Origin of the sequence: Alteribacillus sp. HJP-4 (genome assembly GCF_042139015.1) — a bacterium.
Lineage (GTDB): Bacteria > Bacillota > Bacilli > Bacillales > Marinococcaceae > JBHIKY01.
The window spans coordinates 286901-307003 of record NZ_JBHIKY010000001.1 but is presented as its reverse complement, the minus strand read 5'-3'; the positions used below and the strand labels follow the sequence as shown (position 1 = coordinate 307003).

General features: G+C 41.6%; 19 protein-coding genes and 1 pseudogene. 16 read left to right on the top strand and 4 right to left on the bottom strand.

Going from position 1 to position 20103, the window contains the following annotated elements; all coding sequences use genetic code 11:
- Nucleotides 1–228 precede the first annotated feature (228 nt).
- From ACE4RR_RS01420 to ACE4RR_RS01410, 3 genes are read left to right on the top strand one after another with little or no spacing between them, the layout of a single operon-like run.
- A complete protein-coding gene (locus ACE4RR_RS01420; RefSeq protein ID WP_375533597.1) occupies nt 229–1350 on the top strand; it encodes an endospore germination permease in 1122 nt (373 codons plus the stop codon).
- Complete coding sequence (locus tag ACE4RR_RS01415) at nt 1316–2815, top strand: spore germination protein (protein ID WP_375533596.1); 1500 nt, start codon at nt 1316–1318, stop codon at nt 2813–2815. Before ACE4RR_RS01420 ends, ACE4RR_RS01415 begins: the two co-directional genes overlap by 35 nt.
- Nucleotides 2815–3984 (top strand): Ger(x)C family spore germination protein, encoded by a 1170-nt coding sequence (locus tag ACE4RR_RS01410; RefSeq protein WP_375533595.1) that lies wholly within the window; start codon nt 2815–2817, stop codon nt 3982–3984. The genes ACE4RR_RS01415 and ACE4RR_RS01410 overlap by 1 nt, the downstream gene beginning before the upstream one ends.
- 77 nt (nt 3985–4061) lie before the next feature.
- Here the strand turns inward: ACE4RR_RS01410 and ACE4RR_RS01405 are convergent, their stop codons facing one another.
- A complete protein-coding gene (locus ACE4RR_RS01405) occupies nt 4062–5207 on the bottom strand; it encodes a DUF418 domain-containing protein (RefSeq protein ID WP_375533594.1) in 1146 nt (381 codons plus the stop codon).
- Between the two features lie 152 nt (nt 5208–5359).
- Nucleotides 5360–7069: a gamma-glutamyltransferase family protein gene (locus ACE4RR_RS01400; RefSeq protein WP_375533593.1), complete on the bottom strand. Its 1710-nt coding sequence runs from the start codon at nt 7067–7069 to the stop codon at nt 5360–5362.
- A gap of 259 nt (nt 7070–7328) precedes the next feature.
- Between ACE4RR_RS01400 and ACE4RR_RS01395 the strand changes: the two genes are divergently transcribed.
- The 12 genes and pseudogenes from ACE4RR_RS01395 to ACE4RR_RS01340 all read left to right on the top strand — a co-directional run bounded on the left by ACE4RR_RS01395 (nt 7329) and on the right by ACE4RR_RS01340 (nt 16792).
- Nucleotides 7329–8774 carry an MATE family efflux transporter gene (locus ACE4RR_RS01395; protein ID WP_375533592.1) on the top strand — a complete coding sequence of 482 codons (1446 nt, stop codon included), beginning with the start codon at nt 7329–7331 and terminating at the stop codon, nt 8772–8774.
- A 114-nt stretch (nt 8775–8888) separates the two neighbouring features.
- Nucleotides 8889–9953 (top strand): TRAP transporter substrate-binding protein, encoded by a 1065-nt coding sequence (locus tag ACE4RR_RS01390; RefSeq protein ID WP_375533591.1) that lies wholly within the window; start codon nt 8889–8891, stop codon nt 9951–9953.
- A gap of 77 nt (nt 9954–10030) precedes the next feature.
- Entirely contained in the window at nt 10031–10531 is a 501-nt protein-coding gene (locus tag ACE4RR_RS01385; protein WP_375533590.1) for a TRAP transporter small permease, read from the top strand.
- Between the two features lie 13 nt (nt 10532–10544).
- Nucleotides 10545–11810 (top strand): TRAP transporter large permease, encoded by a 1266-nt coding sequence (locus tag ACE4RR_RS01380; RefSeq protein ID WP_375533589.1) that lies wholly within the window; start codon nt 10545–10547, stop codon nt 11808–11810.
- Between the two features lie 198 nt (nt 11811–12008).
- A complete protein-coding gene (locus tag ACE4RR_RS01375; protein ID WP_375533588.1) occupies nt 12009–12851 on the top strand; it encodes an aldo/keto reductase in 843 nt (280 codons plus the stop codon).
- Between the two features lie 214 nt (nt 12852–13065).
- Nucleotides 13066–13146: pseudogene (locus tag ACE4RR_RS01370) on the top strand (type II toxin-antitoxin system death-on-curing family toxin); the annotation flags it as partial.
- A 15-nt stretch (nt 13147–13161) separates the two neighbouring features.
- Nucleotides 13162–13311, top strand: a complete 150-nt coding sequence (locus ACE4RR_RS01365; protein ID WP_375533587.1) for a hypothetical protein — start codon at nt 13162–13164, stop codon at nt 13309–13311.
- Nucleotides 13312–13419: 108 nt separating this feature from the next.
- Nucleotides 13420–13863: an RrF2 family transcriptional regulator gene (locus ACE4RR_RS01360; RefSeq protein WP_375533586.1), complete on the top strand. Its 444-nt coding sequence runs from the start codon at nt 13420–13422 to the stop codon at nt 13861–13863.
- Nucleotides 13864–13933: 70 nt separating this feature from the next.
- Nucleotides 13934–14515: a class I SAM-dependent methyltransferase gene (locus ACE4RR_RS01355; RefSeq protein ID WP_375533585.1), complete on the top strand. Its 582-nt coding sequence runs from the start codon at nt 13934–13936 to the stop codon at nt 14513–14515.
- Between the two features lie 65 nt (nt 14516–14580).
- A complete protein-coding gene (locus tag ACE4RR_RS01350) occupies nt 14581–14832 on the top strand; it encodes a DUF3006 domain-containing protein (RefSeq protein WP_375533584.1) in 252 nt (83 codons plus the stop codon).
- A gap of 415 nt (nt 14833–15247) precedes the next feature.
- Entirely contained in the window at nt 15248–16231 is a 984-nt protein-coding gene (locus ACE4RR_RS01345) for a DUF6612 family protein (protein WP_375533583.1), read from the top strand.
- Nucleotides 16232–16528: 297 nt separating this feature from the next.
- Nucleotides 16529–16792, top strand: a complete 264-nt coding sequence (locus tag ACE4RR_RS01340) for a hypothetical protein (protein WP_375533582.1) — start codon at nt 16529–16531, stop codon at nt 16790–16792.
- Here the strand turns inward: ACE4RR_RS01340 and ACE4RR_RS01335 are convergent.
- Together ACE4RR_RS01335 and ACE4RR_RS01330 are read right to left on the bottom strand one after the other, a co-directional pair.
- The gene (locus ACE4RR_RS01335; protein WP_375533581.1) at nt 16789–17808 is read right to left on the bottom strand and encodes an acyltransferase family protein; all 1020 of its coding nucleotides are present in this window, start codon (nt 17806–17808) and stop codon (nt 16789–16791) included. The two genes, ACE4RR_RS01340 and ACE4RR_RS01335, sit on opposite strands and share 4 nt — an antisense overlap.
- Before the next feature lie 104 nt (nt 17809–17912).
- Nucleotides 17913–18644 (bottom strand): thermonuclease family protein, encoded by a 732-nt coding sequence (locus ACE4RR_RS01330; protein ID WP_375533580.1) that lies wholly within the window; start codon nt 18642–18644, stop codon nt 17913–17915.
- A gap of 603 nt (nt 18645–19247) precedes the next feature.
- Here ACE4RR_RS01330 and ACE4RR_RS01325 point away from each other — a divergent pair.
- On the top strand, nt 19248–20090 hold the full coding sequence (locus ACE4RR_RS01325) for an MBL fold metallo-hydrolase (RefSeq protein ID WP_375533579.1): 843 nt from the start codon (nt 19248–19250) through the stop codon (nt 20088–20090).
- Nucleotides 20091–20103 lie beyond the last annotated feature (13 nt).

The following is a 20103-nucleotide window of genomic DNA, read 5'->3' as shown; positions in this document are numbered from 1 at the left end:
TGCAAGGCGGGGAAGGAATCAACAAATCGTATCATAATGGTAACCTAATCAGAATCATGGTAAATAGCATTGGTCTGAGGCACATTCTAATAAAGAATGGTGTCTTCTTTGATTATTAAATATGGATATTTTTAATCGGGGTACAAATTGTATTTTTCTCGTGAACTGGCATAATAATCATTCTCCAGGGAACGCTAATCCTTACCAATTATGGAAGAAGGGTGTGCGATGAAAGAACCTCTTGAACACATTAATGTATTTCATGGCATTCTCCTGTTTATTACGTCGGTCGGGTTAATCAACCATGTAACCATCATCCCATCATTAGCGGAATCTGCAGGAAAAGACTCCTGGATCTCAGTCATTCTTACATTAGGTGTGACGCTATTCTGGATCATTTTGATATACATGATTTGTAAAAAAACAGAACAAAGAAATTTATATTTATGGCTGCAAGAGCATATCGGCAGCCTCTTTGCAAAAATCTTCTCTTTATTACTTATTATATTTTTGTGTGTTTTAATTGCGGCCACTTTATATGATCTTGTGATCTGGACAAAAATATCTTACCTAACCACCACTCCTAAATTAGTGATTGTGACAACCTATATATTTCTTTGCTTTTGCCTGGCTTTAACGAATATAAGAACCATAGCTATGGTAAACATCCTCCTTTTACCGTGGATTATTTTATTCGGGCTTTTCGTAATGACTGCCAATATGCCTAATAAAGACTATTCGTTGTTGACGCCTATATTGGATAAGGGATTTGAACCGGTTTTTCAAGGGATGATTTATTCAGGAGCTGGACAGGTAGAAATCCTGCTTATCTTACTTTTCCAGCACCGAATTAAAACCCGGATAAAATATTGGCACCTTGCTGTCACTTCTATTTTTCTTGCTGGTCTTTCCATTGGACCTTTAACCGGTGGCATTGCAGCATTTGGGCTGGAAGAAATGATGAAAATGAGATTTCCTGCGTACCAGCAATGGACTCTTGTGACCCTGGGACGGTATATCGAGCACCTCGATTTTTTCTCTATTTATCAATGGCTCTCTGGTGCTTTCATACGTATTTCTCTGGGGCTTTTTCTTATTGTTGATTATCTAAACCTTCCGAAAGGAAAAAAACGAATGCTTCCGCTTGGCATCCTTTCTCTTCTATTCATTGGCTTATTACATGTTCCGATTACAGATATGCAATTTGTGAATTTTTTACATCGTTATTATCTTCCTGGATCCTTGTTATTCTTCTTCTTTATATCTTTACTATTGTTTATTGCTATTTTCTTGAAGAAGGGAGGAAGCTCCCATTATGAGCAGGTTTCGGAAAACAAGCCAATTACCTAGCCGAAAGCTTGAAACTACAAACAGAAAAGAACAAAATACTGCGATAACTATTGATAATATAAAAGACGCATTTAGTAAATGCAGTGATGTGATTATCAAACCGATGTGCTTCAGCGAAGATCCTTCTTCTGAAATTATTTTTGTTTACAATGAAGGACTGGCAAATCTTGCTTCTTTAAATGAAGAAATTATCCCAGGGTTGGAGGAGCATTTGTCATCCGGAAAGAGAGTAGACACGTTCCGGAAAAAAATAACTTCAGCCGTGGATGGAAATATGAATATTTTAACGGAAAAGGTGTTTAACGGGGAACTCATATTAGTGGAGATGGCAACACGAGAAACCTTCAGCATTAATATCTCCAAGCCTCCGCAGCGCGAACCGGAGGAGCCTAACACAGAGATATCGATTCTTGGACCGAGAGATGGGTTTATTGAAGAGATTGAAGTAAATATCGCGTTGCTTCGTAAAAGGCTTCCAACAACGTCTTTGGTAAATGAACGATTTATAATCGGAGACAGAAGTCAAACCAAAGTGTCATTAATGTATTTTGAAGATATTATCAGGGAAGATATGATTGATCATGTCAGAGAATCCTTGGAGGATATCGACATTGATGCACTGTTAAGTACTCAACAGCTCGAGGAGATTCTTACTGAATCATCTTTTCGCTTATTTCCGATGTATCAAAACAGCGGAAGGCCGGATTACGTAGCAGATGCGTTATTACGTGGTAGATTCGTTATGTTTATTGATGGGCTGCCACAGGCAGTATTAGCACCAGTAAATCTTACCCTGATGCTGAAAACAGCAGAGGATGCGGAATATACATGGCTCTATAACAGCTTTGAGCGCCTGCTGCGGCTGCTTGGAATTTCTGTTGCCACTTTTCTTCCGGGGTTTTGGGTGGCGTTGTCTTCATTTCATCAGGACCAGCTTCCTTTTATATTATTGGCCAGTGTGTCGGAATCGCGCCAGGGTGTTCCTTTACCTGCTGCATTAGAAGCATTTGTGTTGATCGGATTGTTTGAATTGTTTCGGGAGGCGGGCCTGCGGCTTCCTCTTGCCGTCGGCCAAATTCTGGCTGTTGTCGGGGGGTTGATAATTGGAGATGCTGCCATTAACGCCGGACTTACCAATCCTGTGATGGTAGTAATTGTTGCCACATCAGCGGTATCCACCTTTACCCTTGTCAGCCCGGCTCTCCAGGGCACAGTCACTATCCTTCGACTTTTTATTTTAGGCCTTTCTTCCATTATTGGAATATTTGGCTTTTTTGTCGGCATATTCATGATCTTAATTTATGTATCTCACTTAAGATCGTACAGTATCCCATATATGGCTCCGCTCGCTCCGTTACGAATACGGGATTCTATTTTTACAATCTTTCGCCCTTCCTGGAAAAAACAATCACGCAGGCCTTCCATTCTCCATACTGGAGATGAAGACAGACGGGAGGGAAGGTGATGGTTAGTGGAAAAAGAATTAAATCAGTCCTCTTGCTGCTTTTTTCAATTTGTCTTCTGAGCGGGTGTTGGGATGATAAGGAAATAGAGGGGATGTATTATATCCATTCCATAGGCGTTGATTACGTGGATGATAAATTTGTGGTTTACGGACAAGTAGCAAATTTCGCAGGAGAAGATGGAGGGATGAGCTCTAATGAGGCGGGAGGAGCTTCCGCTAGTTCTGAAAACGCAAAGGTGGTCATAGGAAGAGGAGATACAGGAGTGGCTGCCATTCATAATTTTTACCTATCCTCCCAACGAAGAATATACTGGGGACATCTTAGTTCGGTTGTTTTTCATGAGCGTGCCTTGAAAGCTAATTTTAAAAGTGTCCTGGATGATTTTTCGCGCTTTAATGAAATCAGGCCGACCCTGTTTATTTTTATGACGGATCAACCACTTGAAGATATATTGACGACACTGCCTCCTTCCAAAACAAGTGTGCTCTATTCTTTTTTGGGAGACCCGATAGAAAGCTACCGTCAAAGCTCCAGGGTGCCCAAAATACGAAAACATCATTTTCAAGCTGAATTAACAGAACCAGGAAAAAATACCATCATTCCCAATGTAACGATCGTGAAGAAAAGATGGAAGGGGGCGGAAGAGTATGAGCCAAATTTATATATGAACGGGGCAGGTTTTATCCAAAACGAGTCCTTTCGAGGGCTGTTAAAGGATGAAAAAATTAATGGACTCGTCTTTACGGATAAGAAAGCCACTAGAATTCCCATCGTGATTAAAAAAGATGGAAAGCCGGTGGCTACAGAAATTCTTGCTCAACCCCAGATGAAGGTTACGCCTATTATCAATGGAAATAATGTTACTTTTAAGCTTGAACTTACTGTCAAAGGAAGCGTGATCGAACTCTTAGAGAACGTATCTGCAAGTGAACTAAAGAAAAAAACAGAAAAAGAAGTTGAACGTCAATTACAGCATTTATTTGAAAATGGATTAAAAATGGATGCGGATATATTCAATCTTTCATATCATCTATATAAAAAGGATCCCAAAAAGTGGAGAGAATTTACTACTAAAGGAGAACTGCCTCTTACTGAGTCTTCCTTGGAATCAATCGAGGTAAAGGCAGCCATTACACACTCAAATAAAGAAAAATTAAAATTTGACTGACCACTTATCAAATCAACTGAGCCTGATTTTACCGGAATAGAGGAAGTTTTGATTCTCTTCCTCTGGTAATATTTCTTCTATCTGTGTGTGTCCTTATGATGTAAAGGACGCCTCCGAATCAAGGGCACCCATTTTCCATGAGTGCCCATTCTCCATATCCATTCAAATGGGCCATAATAAAAGGCTTTTAACCATAAAGGACTAATAAACATCTGAAAACCAAATACAAGAAGGCCGATACTCATTGCAAAAACGTAGCTTGGTGATTTCCAAATGCCCATGTCTATAAAAATGGTTCGGCCGCTGCCCTGAAACAAACTAACCAGGATAAGTGATTGCATTAGATAATGGGTGAATGTTAATTTGCCCACGGCACTAAAGGGCAAAAGCAACGATGATATTTTTTGTCTGCTCGTTCCTAGAAGAAGCAGGCACAAGGTCAACCCAATGGTGACTAAAAACGAATAAAAATCATCGAGATGATGGAACCAAAAAGAATCTACTTCAAAATAACTTCCTGTTTTTCCAAGTAAACCAAGGAGAAGCACTCCAATGCCAGCTGTCCATTTCTGTTGTCTTTCTCTCCATTCTCTTGAGAAAACTCCGCTTCGATAAGCATACATACCAAAGAAGAAATAACCCAAATGATCAATCATCGAAGAAAATTCAATAAGAAGATATTCTGTCCCTGTCGGGTAATCCTTCGATCCCAGGAAATACTTAAGCCACTCATCTGGAGGCAGGTTAAGGGATGTATAAAAATTAAGAAGATCAAGACCGACGGAATATCCGAGCCAAAAGATAATACCTAAACTAATGAACCACTTTTTAGACAGCTTTAAACTTAGTAAAAGAACAAAACCGGCGGAGGCATACAGGAGTAAAATATCTCCGGCCCACACGAAATATCCATGGAAAGCCCCAATAATAAACAGTATTCCAAAACGTCGTATCAATGTTGGGTATGGATTTAAGCTTTTTGAGTTGAGACGATCGTAAATAAGGACCAGGCTGATTCCAAACATGAAGGCAAACAAGGGTCTTGCGCTGTCTTGCAGGCCGATGGCTAATGTGGCTTCCAGCGTGGAATTTATTGTAAACGGATCTGCATCTGCAACTGTGGTAAGACCAGGAATATTCACTAAAAAAATAGCAAATAAAGCTACTCCGCGAATTTGATCTAATAAATCTATCCGTTGATTTTCATGGTGAGGGAGTGTCACTGGCGAACCTTCTTTCTTAAAAGGAAAATCTTTCTTTATAAATCGGCTCTATAAAGTTTTTTAAAGCACACTTTCACATAATAAGAGAAAAATATGTCGAAAGCGTGAAGATCTTCTTTTTATCACATTAAAATTAGATAACATATCAGTGTTTACTCACTATTTCCACTCTGCCAGTCTCCTTCCCGGCGTGGATCTGTGGCTCCTGAAAGGTCACCAGTCTCCCGATTAATGGCTAATGCCTGGATGGAGCCGAAATATAGAGAGGTAGAAGGCTCTTGAATCTCGCTGTATCCAATTTCAAGAAGTTCTTCTTGTTGGGATGATTCTGGCAGCTCCTCCATAATCAGCGTATTATCTTCTAAATGAAAGCGGGGAGCTTCCACTGCTTCTTCCAATTCTGTCTCTCGTACGGCCCAATCCACAATAACCTGACTCAGCATAGTGGGAATTCGTTCGCCTCCAGGGCTGCCGATCCCCAGCACTGGTCCCTCAGAATCAGCGAGAATCATAGGAGAGGACCATGTCACCGAACGTCTTCCGGGTTCCGGTTCATTGGTATCTTCTTGTCCAATGCTGAACCGGTCCATCTGATTATTGAGAAAAAATCCATTTGAGTATTCTCCAGAGCCCCAGAAGTTTGTAAGGGTATTCGTCATAGATACAACGGTTCCTTGAGAATCAACCACTGTAATGTGAGTAGTATTAGGGTCTCCATTTTTATAAGATGAAACCCCTTCAGAAGAAAGAGTGCTGTCGCTGGATATTTCTTCAGCTAAAGTAGTGTTTTCTTCCACATCCGTCAACTGTTCTACCGGCACGTCAACAAAATGAGGGTCGCCGTAATCTGTTTCGATAAACTGCTGTGCAATCCTCCATGCCATGGCTGTATCGTGGATAAATTCATTGCTGTCCCGTTCTTCTTCTAAGTTTCCGCGTGCTTCGAGAATTTGCAGCATTTGAATAACACCAGTACCTGGAAGCGGAGGTGGAGCACCGATCACTTCGTATCCTGCAAAAGCACCGGTAGACGGAGCATGTCGGCCCACCTCAAAACTGGAAAGAGAAGCTGTATCTAACCCTTCTATTTCAGAGGTCAGCTCTTCACTAATAGCTCCTTCGTAAAACGTGTCACTTCCATTGTCGCGAATGTCTCTAAGTGTTTCCGCAAGCGCTTCCTGTGTCATATCGCTGCCGGCCTCCAGAGGTTCGCCTTCCGGATACAGATGATCGACCTGAGGGCCGGAGATCCTGTCTTCGCCCGACTGAAGCTGCTCTGCCAAAAGCTCTGACACTTCCGCTTCTTCAGCCAAATTAACAGCGGGATCAAGCAAATTCTCCCATTCCGCTGTTCCATAGTCTGCGTGCAGTTCCGTCATCCCAGCCACAAAACCAGGTACTCCTATGTCCGAGGAAGGGATACCATTTTCGGGCACTACTTCCCGATAATCATAGGCCTGTGGGTTTTTTCCCTGTTCGTGAATTAGCGTTACACCGCCGCCGCCGATACCGGAAGCGAAAGGTTCTACGACCGATACTGCATAAGCCGCTGCAACAGCAGCATCCGCAGCGGTTCCACCCTGGTCCAGGATCTCCATTCCTGCATCCACAGCAGCAGGGTGGCCGGCGCTTACCCCATAAGAGAATGAATCGTTTGATTCTTCGACTTCTTCCGCTTCTTCTTTTTCCTCTACGTTACTACCTTCTGAAGAGGGGCTTGGTTCTTCAGTCACTTCTTCTGAGCTGCACCCGCTTATTAAAAAAGATAACATCGCTGCTGCAGTTAGACCGGAAGTGCGGGGGAAACGAGATAATAGAAATGTCACTTTATTTTGTACTGATGTTTCAAATGTAAAGAACATCCACTCTTCTCCTTTTACTGAGTTAGAATTTTTTTCTTGGTAGTTTTTCATTTTAAATAGGCCTAGATGTTAAATATAGATACTCCTATTAGTGTAAAGTTTATATGACTATTTTGCACATTCTATTTCCCAGCATTAGTTTAATGTTGTATTTGGCGCTGATCAGAACGTCTATCTCTTCTATTTGTTTAAAAAAAGGATTGCAGGTTATTTTATAAGATAACAAAACGACATGCAAAAATCTGGAGGAACACTCAAAATGACTGTGTCGGATCAAACGCTGGCTCAAGGACTAAGCACGAAGGAAAAAATAAAAATCATTATTGTATTGGCTGTTCCCGCAGTCATAGAAAATTTTTTTCAGACCATGCTTGGATTTGCAGATACATTTTTTGTCGCTCAAATCGGTCTCGAAGAAGTGTCAGCTATTGGTGTGACGAACGCGGTGTTAGCCATTTACTTTGCCATCTTCATGGCGGTCGGTGTGGGGGTCAATGTATTAATGGTGAATGCAGCCGGTGCAGGTAACTATAAACGGGCTTCAAAGGTGGCTCAACAGGGCATCATTTTAGCTTCGTTCATTGGATTGTTTACCGGACTGGTAACGTTCATTTTTGCTGAGCCACTACTCCGTCTGTTAGGGGTGGAACAGAGGGTGTTGGAGATTGGGGCGCTATACTTTCGAATTGTCGCTGTACCGTCCATATTCATGGCTTACATGTTTGTCTTGAGCAGTGTGTTGAGAGGAATTGGGAACACAAAATCGCCGATGAAGGCTGTAATTATTGCAAATGTCGTCAATATCATTCTGGATTATGTCCTCATCTTTGGATTTTTATTTATACCAGCCTTAGGGATTGTTGGGGCAGGTATAGCAGGGGTCTTCGCACGGATTGTGGGTACGGTTGTGCTGGTATACTATATCCAAAAAAATAACCAAATCACGTTTTATAAAGAATGGTGGCGAATTCATAAAGATTATCAAAAAGAATTACTTGGATTAGGGACCCCTGCTGCCGGGGAGCGTCTGGCCATGCGCATAGGGCAGGTGGTTTACTTTGGTTTTATCGTCGCATTGGGAACGAATACATTTGCGGCCCATCAAATAGCAGGAAACATTGAAACCTTCTCTTATATGATCGCTTATGGATTTGCAGCTGCCGCAACGATCATTGTAGGAAAACAAGTGGGAGCTGGAAATTACAATGAGGCAAAGAGCTACGCAAAGCTAATCTCTGACATTTCAGCTTTTTTTATGATTTTTATGGGGGTCCTTTTATTCCTTTTAGGCGAATGGATTGGCAGCTTTTTCAGTGAAGACTCTGTCGTGATTGCGGAAATAGGCACAGCATTGAAGATTGCAGCTGTTTTCCAGCCATTCTTAGCCATTTTGCTGATATTAACAGGGGCCTATCAAGGCGCGAGAAACACGAAATACCCGATGTACCTGACTACCATGGGGATGTGGATCGTGAGAACAGGGTTGGTGTATATGCTTGCTGTACAAATGAATATGGGTATAGCCGGGGTATGGACGGCTATTGGAATAGATATTGTATTTAGAGCCATTGTTCTATGGTACAGAATGGAAAAGAACAAATGGATTAAGACGGAAGAGCAAATGTCTTTTAAAGACAGAGTGGAATGTCAGTGCCATCCCCAGACAAAGCAGCCGCGTATGAATGAATGTGTTAATAATTATTAATAAGGTAGAATATTTCACTTCTTAAAATGAGACGGGAGAACAATTTTTGAGAAGACGATCCCTGAAGTTTCCCCTAGCATAAGCATTGCAAAAGTTTAAATTGGGGGGAAGAAAATGAAAAAAACATTCTTATTTTTGTTTTTATTTTCAATAATATTTATTGTAAGCGGTTGCTTGCAGCTGTCCGATGGTGATGAAAATGGAGGGACAGAAGATGCCGATTCAGATGATGAACAGGACGGGGCATCTGATGAAGCGGATGCGGAGAGTGAATATGTCATTGAATTTGCCCACGTAGTGACGCCTTCGACAGCAAAGGGTGAAGCCGCAGAGCACTTCGGTGAGTTATTAGAAGAGCGGACGGATGGAAGAATGACGGTGGAAATTTATCCTGATTCTCAATTGGGAAGTGACAGAGAAATCACGGAGCAGATGCAATCGGGTACGATTCAAATGAACGCACCATTTACAGGAGTACTCCCTTCTTTTGTACCTCAATACCAAGTATTCGATTTGCCTTTTTTGTTTGATGATCGAGATCATGCATTTGATTCTGTAAATGGAGAGCTTGCGGATTCATTAAATGAGTACTTAACAGATGCAGATTTAAGAGCGCTTGGTTATTGGGACGGAGGATTTAAACACTTTACGAATTCAGAAAGACCAATAGAATCCGTAGAGGATATGGAAGGACTGTCCATGCGTGTTTCCCAAAGCCCGTTGCTAACCGCACAGTTTGATTCTTGGGGAGCCGGCGGTACTTCTATCGATTTTTCTGAGCTGTACACTGCATTGCAGCAGGGCACAGTAGATGGCCAGGAAAATCCGTTATCCAATATTGTGTCTCAGAACTTTTACGAGGTGCAGGATTATATGACATATAGTGCTCACGGATATATGGGGTACGCATTATTAATCAGTGAATCCTATTATCAGGAGCTGCCCGAAGATTTACAAGAAGCAGTAACGGAGGTAGCGCAGGAGACAAGTGAGTGGCAGTGGGAACAATCCGAGCAAAAAGAAGAGGAATATGCTCAGACAGTGGAAGAGTCAGATATGGAAGTAACAGAGTTAACAGAAGAAGCCAAGCAGGGCTTCATCGATGCCAGCGAGGGAGTGTATGATCAATACGTTGAGGAAGTGGAAGGCGGACAGGAAATATTAGATACGATTGAATAATGCAAAAGGGAGGGAGGCAGCCTCCCTTTCCTTATTTCTTGGTTGCCATATATCTTCTTTGGAGAGGAGGAGCGAAAATGGGGAAAGTTAACAAAGTATTAAATAATTTAGAGGAATATTTTGGGTTTTTTACTCTGATGCTGGCAACCCTATTGATTTTTGTGCAGGTGGTTATGAGGTATGTGTTTAATGAATCAATTATGTGGTCTGCGGAACTTGCTCGTTACTTAATCATTTGGTTTATATTTATAGGCAGCAGTATTGCTGTAAGAGAGCGGGCGCATGCGAAAGTCGATGTTCTTATTACTTATGTGCCCACTTTTTATAAAAAACTTCTGGAAATAGCGGCATCGTTTACAGCGATTATTTTTTGTGGGTTTATCTTCATATCAGGCATTCAAACCATAGATAATGTCACCCAGTTTGCTAATTATACACCTGCATTACGCCTGCCAATGTTTATTCCCTACTTAGCAATCCCAGTTGGGGCAGTATTAATGGGGCTGAGATTTTTTCAATTGATATGGGAGGATCTTCAGATTTTAAGAGAAGAGAAAGTCAAAAAACAATCAACATAGGGAGGTGAACGGTTTGATTATTGCTATTTTTATCATTCTTTTACTCATCAGTACTCCAATTGCAGCGGCTCTTGGACTAGCTAGTATTTACGCAATACTTGAATCGGGAAGTTCCCTCGATAATGTGGCACGGACTATGTTTGCCGGTTTGGATTCATTTACACTGATGGCTATACCATTTTTTATTTTTGCTGGAGATTTAATGCTGGCGGGAGGAACCTCAAAAAGACTGATTAACATGGCACGTAAGCTCGTTGGATGGACAACGGGAGGCCTGCCTATCGCAGGGGTTATTTCTTCCATGTTCTTTGCTGCCTTATCAGGCTCAAGTCCAGCTACTGTGGCAGCCGTGGGTAGCATTATGATACCATCTCTCCAGGAAGCTAAATATTCTACCAAATTTTCTGTTGGTTTAATGTGTGCGGCTGGTTCATTGGGAATTATTATTCCTCCAAGTATCACGTTGTTAGTCTACGGAGTCATTGCGGAAGTATCTATCAGTGAATTATTTATCGCTGGTATCATCCCAGGTATTTTTATTGGACTGTTACTGATTATTGTTAGCTTTATCATTGCAAAGGTCCAAGGCCACAAGCCAGATGAAAGAGAATCTTTGCGAGAAGTGATCCGCTCTACCGTAGACGCTTTTTGGGGCTTGATTATGCCAATCATTGTATTAGGCGGGATATATTTTGGAATCTTCACCCCTACGGAAGCAGCAGTGGTGGCTATAGTGTACAGCCTGTTCATTGGATTCTTTATTTATAAAGAATTAACAATTGCTACCTTATTTGAAGTCACAAAAAGATCTGTGGTAATTGCTTCTATGGTGATGCTGGTCATCTCGAGTGCCAAAGTGTTCAGTTGGTATTTGACGAAAGAAAAGATTCCAGCTCAAATTGCTGATGCCATGCTTAGTTTTGCATCGAACCCTCTTATGATCGTCATAATCATTACTATTATATTATTAATAATCGGAATGTTTATGGACCCTAGTGCAGCTGTACTGATATTAGCTCCTTTATTTTTGCCTATCGTAGTGGAGTTGGGGATTTCTCCGATACATTTTGGGATTATTATGATCGTTAATTTAGCTATTGGTATGCTCTCACCACCGTTTGGCCTTAATTTATTCGTGGCAGCAGGTATCGCCAAGACGCCGTTGACGACTGTTATAAATGGGACTTTACCTTTTATTGCAGTATTAATATTTGGGCTGCTTGTGATTACCTTTGTGCCATCCCTTTCAACTTTTTTACCTTCGATAATACAAAAGTAGTTATAAATGATGGGGTGTTGAATCAGTAAGATTATAATAAATATTTGCTAAAATAATACGTATTTTTCACTAGGCTGGCAAATCAGCCTAGTTTTTTTGATGAGAACACACTTCAAGCCCAGGTAATCATTATTTAAAAAGTTTAAATATTTAGTTTTAATGGTAATCATTAGATAGTAAGGAGAGGAGTGATTCGTTATGAGTACATCCATTCCAGAGGTTACACTTCATGATGGAATTACGATGCCGGTAATTGGGCTTGGCACCGCTAAACTTAAAGGAAACGCGGGGGTTAATGCTGTTACCAGTGCCATTAGTACAGGCTATCGGCTCATTGATTCGGCCTATAATTATGAAAATGAAGGCATGATAGGTGAAGCAGTCCGGCGCAGTTCCGTTCCGAGGAAAGATTTGATCATTACATCAAAATTGCCGGGGCGCTATCAAACGTATGATAAAGCGGTGGCGACCATTCAAGAATCCTTGTATCGCGCGCAGCTGGACTATTATGACCTATATCTTATCCATTGGCCGAATCCTAAACAAGATACTTACGTAAAAGCCTGGCAGGCATTATTGGACGCTAAACAATGGGGACTGATCCGTTCGATTGGAGTGAGTAATTTCCTGCCTGAGCATTTGGAACGATTAGAAAGAAAGACCGGTACAAAGCCAAGCATCAACCAAATTGAATTACATCCTTATTTTAATCAAGACGAACAAAGAAGCTTTCACGAAAAGAACGGAATTAAGACCGAATCCTGGAGTCCGCTGGCAAGAGCTAGTGACGTCCTGCAAGAAGAAACGTTTGGGCGAATTGCCGAAGATCATCAGAAGACTATATCACAGGTTATATTACGCTGGCATTATCAACTGGGAGCCATCTCGATTCCTAGATCATCCTCTCCAGAGCATCAGCTTGAGAATATATCGATTTTTGATTTTGCATTAAATGAAGCAGAAATGAGCTCGATCTCAGTGTTAACTCAGCCCAATGGGAGATTAAATGATCAGGATCCGGCTGAATACGAAGAGTTTTAATAGATATGAAAAAAAGCAGTTTATCTGAGGGAAAGAAGAAAACGACAATCAATGAGTAGAAGTCAAAAAACTGTGCTGCTCCTGCGGCACAGTTTTTGTGCGTCACACAAAAGAAAAACTGGACTTCGGGCAATTTTTTCACCCAGGAGGTAATTGTTGCTTTAGGCATCGAACCAGCAAGTAAAAATTTGTATTTCGGCAAACTCTCGAAAAAGCATGCTGCTATTACCACTCCATCGCAAGAGGAAGTCATGTTTTTCATAACGGAAATAAACGAACAGCTCTTACAGTTTTTGAGGTAGCCCTGAACATGAACGGAATGGAACTACACATGAGTGAAAAATACGTCGAAGACTTAACGGTTTATATCGCCTATGATGACCTCTTTAAAGAAAATGACTGCATTCCGAATCTGGTGGAAGTAGTAGCTCCCAGGGTTGGAAAGTTGGAAGAATTATAATTCGGTCATGGACTTTCTTCATTTATATCTTTATTTTATGTGTTATAACGTTTATAATAAATTATAGACATTAAAGCTCTTTAATATCATTTATAGGGAGGATAGTAAATGAAGTATTCAAAAGCCACTAATTACGCCCTACACACCATGGTGTATTTAACAATATCTGCAGGAAATCAAGCAGTAGGAGTAGATCAATTAGCAAAGGTTCAACATTTATCTCCCACTTATCTATCGAAGATACTGACTAAATTGGTTAAGGCAGGGCTGATCGAGTCAACTCCCGGTGTTAAAGGCGGTTATCGTATTACGAAACATTCTACTGATATCACTTTTCTGGATGTTATATATGCGATTGAAGGAAAAACGAGCTTATTTAGTTGTTCACTGGAACATGGTGAGACTGAAAATGGAGAATGTTTAATTGAAAATGTAATGATACAAGCAGAAAAGAAAATGACAGAGGAATTAGCAGACACATCAATTCTCGACATTGCCAAGCAAATAGAATCCAGGAAGTTTGAAGAAAATAATTGTACACACTCGACCTAATTTTTTTATTTTAATTATAGATATTATGAGTCTTTTATAACCATATTAAGAATGAAAGGATTTGATTTGCATGAAAAATTTTAATCCAGAAGAAATGAAACAGATGTTTGAAAAGAAAGTGGCCAATCTGGAAAATCCACAAAAGAGAATGGGACTGACACCGGAGAGTCTGCTTGATATTCTGCCTCTCCAGGGAGAGGAATCGATATTAGATTTAGGTGCTGGAACGGGATATTTTACTTTCCCGATTGCCCAAAAAACGATAGGCCCTGTTTATTCATTAGACATCGATGATAATATGCTAGAATTTCTTAAAAAAAGGATAACAGAAAAGAATAGTAGGAACGTTCACCCGGTAAAAGGGAGTATGGAGAACATCCCGCTGCCTGCTAGTTCTGTTGATGTTGTTGTTGCTTCTTTAGTTTTACATGAAGCAAACCAGTTGAATGCAGTATTAAATGAAATTAATCATGTGCTAAAACCAGGAGGCATGCTGGTGTGCATAGAATTAGAGAAAGAGGAGAATGCTCAGCATAATCACCCGAGGATTGAATTATCTGAAATGAAAAATGAAATCGCGAATGCAAAGCTGCAAGTGAAGCAGGCAATAAAACCATCTAAGGAAACTTACATTATTACTGCTGAAAAGTGATGCGACAAGTAAAGCAGCTCTGGAAAAAATGAAGCCTTTTATCACAGTAGACCAGGAGTGATTTTGTGAAAAAGTATACATTGGACCGGTTTGAAGGAGAAATTGCCGTTCTCCTGCCTGCCGGGAAAGAAGCTGAACGAAAGACTGTTTCGCGCAGCCAGCTCCCGGATGGAGTGCAGGAGGGAGATGTACTGGAAGTCGAGTGGGGAGATGATTGTTCCCTGAAAAATGCGGTGATAGACAAAGAGGAGACGGAAAAACGGAAAGGAAGAGCAAAAGCTTTGCTGGAGAAGTTGACGAGAAAAAGAAAAAAATAATATCAATTCCATGAGACCGGCAATATGGTCTCTATTTTTTATTTCCTGGATGAATGAATAGTTGTGACGATGGCTAGTAAGACAAGTAATATAATAATACCCGCGATAAATATTATCGTTATGACCCCGCTCACTTTTTGTCCCTCCTATTTCTGGCTTCGACTCTTTTTCCCTTCCCGTAACCATGATCGAATCCCTTCCTTATTCTAAAAATTTCAACGTCGCGAGCTCTCTTCAAGAGCATTCTTCTAGATTATTCTGAAACTGACCTTATATCATTTCCGTACATAACAGTAAGGTTTATCCATTCGTGATACTGGGCATAAAGTATTATTGGAAAATTTTACAGTTCTATTTTTACAGATTTATTATGACGAAAGAATTAGGGGAAGGAAAATCTGGGAGGAGTTTTACTATGAAGAAGTTTGGAATGGTCCTTGCTGCTGGGGTGTGCGTATTTGCACTGACTGCCTGTGGCGAAAATGAAGGGACAGAAGAAGAAACAGCAGGAAGCGATCCGGCTGAAGAAGAAACGGAAGGAACAGAGATGGATGCTGAATCCGGGGAAGAGGATGCAGCTGCGGCAGGAGAGGAAGAACCCGCTGCCGAGGAGATGTCTGCAGAGGATATTTTGACTAAGTCCCATGAAGCGATGGCGGAGGTAAACAGCTTCCACAGCACGATGAATATTGAGCAGATGATGGATATGAACGGGGAAGAGATGCCGATGGATATGACGATATCCATGGATACGGTTCTGGAGCCAATGTCGTTTTATCAGGTGTTAAATATGCCTGATCCATCAACCGGAGAAGAGATAGAGTTCGAGCAATACTTAACCGAGGATGGGATGACGTATATGTCCGATCATACGGATGATGAGTGGTTAAAAGCGGAAGGCGATGAAATGGGAACACTTGAAATGGCCAATATGGATATGACGCCTCAGGAGCAGGTCGAAATGCTGCAGGATTTTACAGATGAGATCACAGTGGAAGAAGAAGACGGACGCTATGCGGTGAAGGTGGAGGGTTCCGGTGAGGAACTGATGGAAATTGCAGAGGAATTTGCGATGATGGAATCAAATCCGCAGATGGAAGGACAGATGGAGCAAGTAATGGAAGCAATGGAAATTAAGAACTTTCATTATGTGCTCTATATTAACCAGGAGACGTTCTATCAGGAAGAGGTGGATATGAATATGGAAATGGAGATTCAAGAGGAAGATCAGACGATGAGTATTTCCCAGTCCATCCAGGCGACATTCTCGGAATTTGATGAAATTGGCGAAATAGAAGTGCCGCAGGAGATTGTAGACAACGCAGTGGATATGGAAGATGTGCAGGCCGATATGGAAAAAATGATGGAAGAAGAATCGATGGAAGAATCTACTCCATAATGATGAGCTGTCCTCCAGGCAAGTGCGCTGCCTGGAGGATTATTCACAATTTTCCGACATACTCATATACTAATGATGAGTTTATAGAAATGGTGAATGAATAAGTTTTCCAAGTGTAGGGAATACTTGAATTTACTACTGATCCTTACATATTTATTCTCCATTACAACGAAAAGCCAGTTGCGTTTTGGTGGAAATCATTATAAAATGTAGACGTTTTGAATGTACCGCCAGGAAGGTGTTTGTTTTTGTCGATTCAATGGTATAGGTGTGTAAGAGATAAAGGAGGGGTAAGCAATGGGAAATGTAAAGAAAGATGAGTTATCAGACGAGTTTATTCTAACATTGCCGGATAAGCAGAAGCATGTTTATCTTTATATGCGAGATGAATATGCAAACCTCGAAGAAGCTGGAGAAAAGTACGACGAAGCAAAAAATGATGAATTAGTTGAAAATAAGGCAGGCGAAGCGTTTGATATTTCCCCGGAGGAAGCCGGGAATCTATACGCGCAGACCGAGTCCCAGTGGAATATGTATATGACCAAGAAAGCATCCAGTTAATCTGGATGCTTTCTTTTTTTCCGTTCATCATAAAAAGCAAATGGGTCTATTACGGGCTTCATCATTTTTTCGACTATTGACGTGGAGAGCATAAACGTAAAAAGGAACGACCATACAATAAGAAGAATCACTTCAAACACAGTGTCAATGCTTTCGTAGAACGGAGTTTCACGAAGGTAGCGAAAAAGAAATCCGTGCAGAAGATAGACATAAATGGTATTTCTGGCAAAGGTGGAAATAGATAACTTCTGCTGCGGTACCACGGCAAGAAAAGCAATCGACATCGCAATACATAATACATAAAACAGCATGCGGTACCAGGCGGCGTATTCTTCTTCAAATCCAATCGACTGATAGGAGTCACTTCCATAAAACCACTCATGCGGGACATCAAAGGCAAAAATATAGAAAATAACGAGTGCCGCAAGCATGAGAAGCGGGCAGATAACTTTGAGCAGCGGCTGAAAGACAAAGGAAAAATGTCTGCGTTCCATAAAATATCCCGCCAGAAAGAACGGGAAAAAGGTGAACGTGCGGCCGATGCTCATGAAATTTTCCCAATCTGTGTAGCCGATCCCAATGCCAAGAGCGACTGCGACAATGATCATGTATGGCGACTTTTTGAAAAATACATGGATAAGTAAATAGAAAGAAAACAGGGATACGAGAAACCACAGCGACCAATGAGGTGTTAAAAACCTGAATTCTAACGGGTCACCGTACACGTCAACATAATAAAAGGCGTAGATGATCTGAAAGATGAAGTACGGAAGGAGCAGCTTCTGTACAGGCTTCCAGATCACTTTCTTTTTCACGGCGCTTTTCGCGAAATAGCCTGAAATAAGAAAAAACAACGGCATATGAAAGGTAAATAAAAATAAGTAAATCGCACGAGCGAATTGATGTTCACCAATTAAAGGCGTGAGTGCGTGGGTGACAACAACGAGTGCTATAAGTATAAATTTTGCATTATCGAAAAAGTAGTCTCTTCCTGGAACTGCTGCCTGGTCTGTCACGACGGGTCACCTGCCTGATTTTCATTTCTCCCATAGCAAGTATACGCAGGAGTAAGACTGGTGACAAGGCATCTAGCTTTTTACCTGTCCTTTAAAGTGACTTTTTAGCGCTGAGAGGGCCGGTAGCCTGCCTCCTCCGCATCCTCCTTCGTACAAAACATCTCTTCTGCGATCGTTTCTTCATAGTGCTGCCCACCAGGCACGTGATATATCAGCTCTCCGCTTGAACTGTCATTTCCTTTAATTTCAGGGTCTTCACAGCTGCCGGCAGCTGTTTCACTGACGTCGTTGTCTATGTATTCCTCGCGGAAGCCGTCTTCTGTCACGTAGCCCTCCTCGCTCCAAATACCTTTATCTTCTTCCTTTGCTTCTTTTTCAATGTCCCGAAATGCCTGCTCGTGCCTCGTATTCGGCTCGTAAACGTAAGCGACACGGGCAAACCCTTCTTCAATCAGACTTTCATTGAGCATATCTCCGTCGTGCCATACGTAGGCAAGAAACCGGTCATAATGGTCTCGCGTCGTTGTGTCGACCTCGATCTCGACGGCTTCTCCGGCCGGGAGCCGCTCTTTTACATAGGCACTCGCTTCCGGGCCATAGGGCTGCACCGGTTCGTCGGGATGGACCGTTTCAGGAGTATCAATGAGCAGAAGCCGGATTGTTTCTTCCTCGCCATTCATCGTAACTTTGATGGTATCCCCATCCACCACCTCTGTTACTTCAGCCGGTATAAAATCAGCTGAGGAACTTTCCTGAAAAAAGGAACAGCCGGACATTACTAATAGAAAAAGGAGGGCGGCAGTAAGCCAAGTAAATTGCAGCAGCTTTTCTCTCATCTATCTCTACACCTTTCTAATGTTATTTGTGATTGACACATCCATCACTTCTCGGGTATTAAACAGTGAGCTAAAGCAGAGTTTGGCGAAAAAGATCAATTTCCGACAGATTTGTGCATAATTTTATCCCCGTGTGTATATAAAGAAGTTGTTGATCAGTCCGGAGCATGCGAGACGCCAGGTCGATTTAAACCGGCCACGTCCTGTGGCCAACATCGACACTAGCACGTCCGGTGCGTCGCGGAAAAGCAACGGCTGAAAATCCCGCAGGCAGCGACTAGCTGCCGAGGAAGTTGAAGCGTTGCCCGCGGTAAAGAAAAAATTGGCTTGTCACCAGGAAATGGCGAAAGCCCTAGCTTTTCTTATACTTTAATCTATAAAGTTAATCCTTCTAAAGTGCAAGCGAGTTTGCGAACGGGTGATCAACCTTTTTATATAACATCCCTTATAAATAAACTGTTTTTTCTTTACCGATAAAATTTTCCGCCGGGCAATAACATTATACCAGCACATACAGGAAGGAATGGAGACTTTGTCGTCGAATTCTTTATAGTATAAAATCTTTTTCTTTCAGACCAGGATCTAAGAGAAAGGGTGATTTCTGTGGCGGTTCAATATGAAGATAAGTATGTAACGGTTTTTCAGAGTGCGCTTCATCAGACAACTTCGACAGTCGCTGTGACGAAAGACGTTATTTTAATCGTTGATCCGACCTGGCTCCCAGAAGAGATCGCTGCCATTCAGGAGTACGTCGAATCTGTTGATGAAGGACAGAGAAAATACCTGCTGTTTACCCATTCTGATTTTGACCATATTATCGGCTACAATGCTTTCCCGGAAGCGGTGACGATCGCCTCACGCGGATTTGTGGCCCGGACGGGAAAAAAAGAAACCATGCAGGAGCTTCAGGATTTCGATGATCATTATTACATTCAGAGACCGTATGTGTTGGATTATCCGCGTATCGATATTATCATTGATTACGATGAACAAATCATGGAAATCGGAGATACGAAGCTGACATTTTATTTAGCCCCCGGGCATACACCGGACGGGACATTTTTAATCATCAATAACTTGAAGGTGCTGATCTGCGGAGATTATTTGAGTGACGTGGAGTTTCCGTTTATTACCCATACGTGCAGCGCCTACGAACGGACGCTGAAAAAGCTTGAAACCGTCATCTTTGATAAAGAGATTGAGCTCGTCATCCCAGGGCACGGTACTGCAACTACGGAGCTGAAGGAAATGCGTGACCGGATTGAAGATTCGCGCTGGTATTTAGAAGCTTTGAAGAAAGAAGCCGTATCAAATGAAGATTATGACGTCTTACAGGCGTTTGTGGACAGCTTTTTATTCTCGCGTTTTCTCTCTGAAAAACACAATGAAAACAGAGAAGTTCTTAAAAAGGAGCTTGAACGAGAACAGGCAGAACATCAGCGCTAGAAAGCAGGGTTTG

Coding starts and splice junctions, on each gene's coding strand:
- ACE4RR_RS01400 (WP_375533593.1), bottom strand. CDS start 7,069: ATGTTCTTTACATTTGAAACATCAGTACAAAATAAAGTGACATTTCTA.
- ACE4RR_RS01355 (WP_375533585.1), top strand. CDS start 13,934: ATGAAAAATTTTAATCCAGAAGAAATGAAACAGATGTTTGAAAAGAAA.
- ACE4RR_RS01410 (WP_375533595.1), top strand. CDS start 2,815: ATGGTTAGTGGAAAAAGAATTAAATCAGTCCTCTTGCTGCTTTTTTCA.
- ACE4RR_RS01385 (WP_375533590.1), top strand. CDS start 10,031: ATGGGGAAAGTTAACAAAGTATTAAATAATTTAGAGGAATATTTTGGG.
- ACE4RR_RS01360 (WP_375533586.1), top strand. CDS start 13,420: ATGAAGTATTCAAAAGCCACTAATTACGCCCTACACACCATGGTGTAT.
- ACE4RR_RS01415 (WP_375533596.1), top strand. CDS start 1,316: ATGAGCAGGTTTCGGAAAACAAGCCAATTACCTAGCCGAAAGCTTGAA.
- ACE4RR_RS01395 (WP_375533592.1), top strand. CDS start 7,329: ATGACTGTGTCGGATCAAACGCTGGCTCAAGGACTAAGCACGAAGGAA.
- ACE4RR_RS01390 (WP_375533591.1), top strand. CDS start 8,889: ATGAAAAAAACATTCTTATTTTTGTTTTTATTTTCAATAATATTTATT.
- ACE4RR_RS01340 (WP_375533582.1), top strand. CDS start 16,529: ATGGGAAATGTAAAGAAAGATGAGTTATCAGACGAGTTTATTCTAACA.
- ACE4RR_RS01330 (WP_375533580.1), bottom strand. CDS start 18,644: ATGAGAGAAAAGCTGCTGCAATTTACTTGGCTTACTGCCGCCCTCCTT.
- ACE4RR_RS01375 (WP_375533588.1), top strand. CDS start 12,009: ATGAGTACATCCATTCCAGAGGTTACACTTCATGATGGAATTACGATG.
- ACE4RR_RS01345 (WP_375533583.1), top strand. CDS start 15,248: ATGAAGAAGTTTGGAATGGTCCTTGCTGCTGGGGTGTGCGTATTTGCA.
- ACE4RR_RS01365 (WP_375533587.1), top strand. CDS start 13,162: ATGAACGGAATGGAACTACACATGAGTGAAAAATACGTCGAAGACTTA.
- ACE4RR_RS01420 (WP_375533597.1), top strand. CDS start 229: ATGAAAGAACCTCTTGAACACATTAATGTATTTCATGGCATTCTCCTG.